This window comes from Ferrovibrio sp. (assembly GCF_025869515.1).
Classification (GTDB): domain Bacteria; phylum Pseudomonadota; class Alphaproteobacteria; order Ferrovibrionales; family Ferrovibrionaceae; genus Ferrovibrio.
Genome location: NZ_JAOZVR010000087.1, coordinates 1 through 5,713, shown reverse-complemented (window position 1 = coordinate 5,713; position 5,713 = coordinate 1). Strand labels below are relative to the sequence as shown.

The 5,713-nt window shown below is 65.6% G+C and carries 5 protein-coding genes; 3 read left to right on the top strand and 2 right to left on the bottom strand.

The annotated features are described in order from the left end of the window. The first annotated feature begins 252 nt into the window (after positions 1-252). The 3 genes from OJJ21_RS14100 (at position 253) to OJJ21_RS14090 (ending at position 4,430) form a co-directional block, all read left to right on the top strand. Complete coding sequence (locus tag OJJ21_RS14100) at positions 253-753, top strand: RNA polymerase sigma factor (protein ID WP_297687217.1); 501 nt, start codon at positions 253-255, stop codon at positions 751-753. Between the two features lie 93 nt (positions 754-846). Beyond that, positions 847-1,809, top strand: coding sequence for a FecR family protein (locus OJJ21_RS14095; RefSeq protein ID WP_297687216.1), 963 nt, complete (start codon positions 847-849; stop codon positions 1,807-1,809). Between the two features lie 179 nt (positions 1,810-1,988). Beyond that, entirely contained in the window at positions 1,989-4,430 is a 2,442-nt protein-coding gene (locus OJJ21_RS14090; protein ID WP_297687215.1) for a TonB-dependent receptor, read from the top strand. A gap of 153 nt (positions 4,431-4,583) precedes the next feature. On the opposite strand, the gene OJJ21_RS14085 is transcribed toward OJJ21_RS14090, so the two are convergent. Continuing rightward, on the bottom strand, positions 4,584-5,456 hold the full coding sequence (locus OJJ21_RS14085) for a 3-hydroxybutyryl-CoA dehydrogenase (protein WP_297687214.1): 873 nt from the start codon (positions 5,454-5,456) through the stop codon (positions 4,584-4,586). Between the two features lie 19 nt (positions 5,457-5,475). After that, on the bottom strand, positions 5,476-5,713 hold a 238-nt coding region (locus tag OJJ21_RS14080), incomplete at its 5' end, for an FAD-binding protein (RefSeq protein WP_297687213.1).

The window sequence follows — 5,713 nt, the reverse complement described above, 5'->3', positions numbered from 1 at the left end:
GCTTGTCCCAAGGGTCCATCCCAACTGTCAGAGCGTCGGAACGTTCGGATGGACCCTCGGAATAAATCCGAGGGTGACGTTGTTTTCCTGTGTTCATGCCCTGCGCTTGCTGCATCGATGGCCGCCCGCCAGGCAATCATGTGCATCCGCATCAGTTGCGAACAATTCGCATATCGGATAGCGTCCGGCTTCAGCACCGCCCCAGCCAGCGTCGCCGCAAGCCAAGGCAATCACGTCCGGATCATGGCAGCCTTGCGCAACCTCCTTTTCGCAGCGTTTTTCGATCATCAGGACAGCCTGAAGCGCTTCCTGCTGCGTCGGCTCGGCAATGCGGCACTGGCGGAAGACCTGACGCAGGAAACCTGGCTGCGCGCGGCCTCGGCCAATGCCGCGCCCATCGGCAATCCCAAAAGCTATCTGTTCCGCGTCGCGGCCAACCTGGCCAACGACCATCTGCGCCGCGCCCGCCACGGCATCGAGGTACAGGGCCGGGATGACATCGTGCCGCTTTATGCGGATCTGCGGCCCTCGCCCGAGCAGCAGGCTGTCGACCGCAGCGAATTGCAGCGCCTGCTGCGCGCCGTGGATGCCCTGCCGCCGCGCGCCCGCGAGGTCTTCATCCTCGCCAAGGTGCATGAACTCAGCCATGCCGAGATTGCGGCACGGCTTGGCATCGCCAGGAATACCGTGATGGTGCATATGGCCAATGCGCTGGCACAGCTGCACCGGCACCTGAAGCGCAGCGAGGACTAATGGCAATCACGCCGCCGAACCGTCTTATACCGTAAGACCCGTCTTGACCCGCAGAATGCCAAGGCCATCCGCCCCATGATGGCGCGAGGAAACATGGACTTCGAAACCGGCGATGCAGTCCTGCAGGAAGCGCAGCAGTGGTTCGTGCTGCTGCGCGACGATGCCGTGTCCGAAGCCGACCACCAGCGTTTCTCCGCCTGGCTTGCGGCCAGTCCGGCGCATCGGCAGGCCTGGGAGGAAACCGGGCAGTTGTGGACCCGCATGGATGCCGTCGTACCGGCATTGCAGTTGCGCGAAAGGCTGCGGCCGGCCGCACCGGCACCGGCACGCGGCATGCTGTCGCGGCGCGGCTGGCTGCAACAGGCTGCCGCCGCGACACTGGTGCTGGGCGGCGGCGCGTATCTGGCTGCCTCCCCGGATATGTTCGCCGACCATCGCACCGCCGTGGGCGAACGCCGCCGGATCGATCTGCCGGATGGCTCGCAGGTCGAGCTTGCCGCCGATACCGCCATCTCCGTGACGATGGAGTCCGGCCTGCGTCGCATCGCGCTGCATCGCGGCCAGGCCTATTTCCAGGTGGCGTCCGATGCGGCGCGGCCCTTCGTGGTGGCGGCCGGCAATGGCGAGATCCGCGCGCTGGGCACCGCCTTCGATGTACGGATCGGCCAGGATGACGTGCGGGTCGCGGTGAGCGAGCATGCCGTTGCCGTCACCGTGGATGGCGGCCGCGAAACGATACGCCTGGGCGAGGGCAATGCCCTGCAATTCGGCCGGCACGGCATCGGGCCGGCCGTGCCGGCGGATATCGCGTCGGTGCTGGCCTGGCGCCAGGACCGCCTGTTCTTCCAGGAGGCGCCGCTGGCCGAGGTGGTCGCCGATCTCGACCGTTACCGGCCTGGCCGCATCGTGATCGCCGATGCCGGGATCGCCGCCCTGCCGGTCACCGGCTTTTTCCATGCAGCGCAGGCCGAGGCGGCCCTGCAGACCATCGCGGCCACCCTGCCGGTGCGCCTGACCCGCCTGACCGACCGCCTGGTGATCATCCGCGCCCGCTGATCCGGCTCTGCTGGCCCGGCCCTGCTGATCCGGCCCTGCCGGCCGGGAGGCAAAAATCTGCATACCCGACTAATTGTTCCGTCCCGGCCCAGCCGTCTTATCTTCACATGCTACCGAGTTTCAATTGCAATTTATTCGATAAGCATGGGGTTTGCATTTATTTTCAAGGGGTTCGGGGGATGACTCAGAATAAACAGGGCGCAATCGCCCATATGGCTGCTGCGGCGCTCTGCAGCCTGGCAGCCGTGGCGGCACCCGCGACGCTCCCGGCTTATCTGCTGCTGGCCAGCCGTCCGGCGGCGGCGGCGGGTCAGAGCCATACGTTTGCCATTCCCGCCCAGTCGCTGGTCACCGCACTGGCGCGCTTCACCGAAACCTCCGGCGTGCAGTTCTTTTTCGATGCCGCCATCGCCCGCAACCTGCAGTCGCCGGGCGTGACCGGCAGCCTGACGGCCGAGGCGGCGCTGCAGCGCCTGCTCGATGGCACCGGGCTGACCTACCGCTTCACCAATGACACGACCGTCACACTGGTCGAGGCGCCGAAAAGCGGCGCGGCGGCCATGCTGCCGACCATTGCCATCGAAGGCCGCAAAGCTGACACCACAGCGGCGCTCAGCGAATTGTCCGATCCCTATGCCGGCGGTCAGGTGGCCCGCGGCAGCCGCCTCGGCATGCTCGGCAATCGCGATTTCATGGACACGCCGCTCAGCACCACCAGCTTTACCGCGACCAGGATCGAGGACCAGCAGGCCGTGACCATGGCCGAAGTGGTCAACAGCGATCCTTCGGTGCGGGTGACCGGTCATGCCGGCGGCATCCTCGATGCGTTTTTCATCCGCGGCTTTCCGGTCAACGAAGGCAATGTCGGCGAGATCGCCTTCGACGGCGTGTACGGCGTGGCGCCCAGCTTCCGGGTGCTGACCGAATATGCGGAGCGGATCGAGGTGATCAAGGGCGCCACCGCGCTGCTCTACGGCATGGCGCCGAACAGCGCGGTCGGCGGCGGCATCAACATCGTCCCCAAGCGGGCGCCGGATACCGATCTCAACCGCGTCACCTTCGATTACGCGCAGGACACGCAGTTCGGCAACCGTGTCGATGTCAGCCGCCGCTACGGCGAAAACCGCGAATTCGGCATCCGCTTCAACGGCAGCTACCATGCCGGCGACACCCAGGCCGACAACCAGTCGCGCGAGGCCTATGTCGGCGCTCTGGCGGCGGATTACCGCACCGAGCGGTTCCGCGGTTCGGTCGACCTGATCAACCAGGTCGAGGACCTGAATGCGCCGTCGCGCCCGCTGTTCCTCACCACCGGCCTGGCGACGCCCGATGCCCCCGACAACCGCCGCAACATCACGCAGTCCTGGGAATGGTCGGAAATCAATGACAAGGCCGGCCTGCTCAAGGGCGAGCTCGACCTCAGCGACCGCCTGACGCTGTTCGCCAATTTCGGCGGCGGCCAGACCCGCGTCGACCGCCTGTTCGGCGCGCCGTCCATCCTCAATGCCGCCGGCGACACCTCGGTGACGCCGGCGCGCTGGGCGCAGGAAACCGACCGCATCGTGGCCGATACCGGCCTGCGCGGCCAGTTCGACACCGGCAGCCTGAGCCATACTGCCACGGTGCAGGCGACGCGCTATCACGACGAGATTTCGCGCGGTTCGGTCAATGCCGGCCAGGCCGTGCTGTCGAATATCTACAACCCGGTGGCCAATGCGGCGCAGAGCGTGGCCGAGCCCAGCTCGCTGCCCAAGGTGTCGCAGACCGATCTGGCCGGCCTCGCGCTGGCCGATACCGTGGCGATGCTGGACGAGCGCGTCCAGCTGACCCTGGGCGTCCGGCATCAGAACGTGGAATCGAAGAATTACGCCACCACCGGCGCGGTCACCTCGCGCTATGACGACAGCGCCAACACGCCGATGGCCGGCCTGGTAGTCAGGCCGTGGCAGCATGTCTCGCTTTACACCAGCTATATCGAGGGTCTCAGCAAGGGCGATGTGGCGCCCAGCACGGCGACCAATGCCGGCGAGGCAATGGCGCCCTATGTCTCGAAACAGTACGAGCTCGGCATGAAGGTCGATTTCGGCCGGCTTGCGGTCACGGCGGCGCTGTTCCAGCTGGCCAAGCCGTCGGGGCAGCTGGTCAACAACGTGTATTCGGCGGATGGCGAGCAGCGCAACCGCGGGCTTGAGCTGAATGCCTTCGGCGAAGCGATGCCCGGCCTGCGCCTGCTCGGCGGCGTCACCCTGGTCGATGCCGAACTGACCAGCACCAACTCGGCGACCACCCTGGGCAACCGCCCGATCGGCGTGCCGGAGATCCAGGCCAATCTCGGGCTGGAATGGGATACGCCCTTCCTGCAGGGCCTGACGCTGGGCGCCAATGCCATCTACACCGGCAGCCAGTATGTCAACACGCTGAACACGCAGAGCATCCCGGCCTGGATGCGCTACGACCTCGGTGTGCGCTATGCCACCACCATCGTGCAGACGCCGGCGACCTTCCGCCTGACCGTGCGCAATATCCTCGACACCGATTACTGGTCGGGCATCTCCAGCTTCGGCGGCCTCGGCCAGGGCGAGCCGCGCACGGTGCTGCTCTCCACCAGCTTCGATTTCTGAGGTGCAAAAAAATGGGACCCCGGGTCAAGCCCGGGGTGACGGGTTCTCTTTGGTCGTCACCCCGGCCAAGCGCAGCGCGCGCCGGGATCCCATTTTTCTCTGAACAAAAGAAAAGGGGCCATGCGGCCCCTTTGTCGTCTGTATGCCTGATTCTCAGCGCGTCGGCGTCGGATGCTCGCCGCGATAGTCGTAGAAGCCGCGGTTGGTCTTGCGGCCGAGCCAGCCGGCCTCGACATACTTCACCAGCAGCGGGCAGGGGCGATACTTGGAGTCGGCCAGGCCCTCGTAGAGTACCTGCATGATCGACAGGCAGGTGTCGAGGCCGATGAAGTCGGCCAATTGAAGCGGCCCCATCGGATGGTTGGCGCCGAGCCGCATGGCGGTGTCGATGGCTTCCACCGAGCCGACACCTTCATACAGCGTGTAGATCGCCTCGTTGATCATCGGCAGCAGGATGCGGTTGACGATGAAGGCGGGGAAATCTTCCGAATTGGCCGGCTGCTTGCCCAGCCGGATGGTCAGCTCGCGCACCTGCTTGAAGGTGTCTTCGTCGGTGGCGATGCCGCGGATCAGCTCGACCAGCGCCATCACCGGCACCGGGTTCATGAAATGCATGCCCATGAACTTTTCCGGCCGGTCGGTCGAGGAGGCCAGACGCGTCACCGAGATCGACGAGGTGTTGGTGGCGAGCAGCGCGCTCGGCTTCAGCACCGGGCAGAGATCGGCGAAGATCTTTTTCTTCAGGCCCTCGTTCTCGGTCGCCGCCTCGACGATGAAATCGGTCTCGGCGAAGGCGCGCACGTCGTTCGAGGTGCGGATATGCGACATCGCCTTGACCTTCTCGGCCTCGGTGATCTTGCCGCGCGCCACCTGGCGGTTCATGTTGCCGCCGATGGTTTCCAGCGCCTTGTCGAGCTGGGCCGCGTTGATGTCCTGCAGCACGACATCATAGCCGGCCAGCGCGCAGACATGGGCAATCCCGTTGCCCATCTGCCCGGCGCCGATCACCCCAATCGTCTTGATCATGCGGTTCCCCGGCTTTCGCTTACTTGGCCAGCTCGGCTTCGAGCTCGGGCAGGAGCTTGAACAGGTCGCCGACCAGGCCGTAATCGGCGACCTGGAAGATCGGCGCCTCCTCGTCCTTGTTGATGGCGACGATCACCTTCGAATCCTTCATGCCGGCGAGATGCTGGATCGCGCCCGAGATGCCGACGGCGATGTAGAGCTGCGGCGCCACGATCTTGCCGGTCTGGCCGACCTGGTAGTCGTTCGGCACGAAGCCG

Bases quoted from the DNA above. Each gene is read 5' to 3' on its own strand.
- OJJ21_RS14095 (WP_297687216.1), top strand. From the start codon at position 847: ATGGACTTCGAAACCGGCGATGCAGTCCTGCAGGAAGCGCAGCAGTGG.
- OJJ21_RS14085 (WP_297687214.1), bottom strand. From the start codon at position 5,456: ATGATCAAGACGATTGGGGTGATCGGCGCCGGGCAGATGGGCAACGGG.
- OJJ21_RS14090 (WP_297687215.1), top strand. From the start codon at position 1,989: ATGACTCAGAATAAACAGGGCGCAATCGCCCATATGGCTGCTGCGGCG.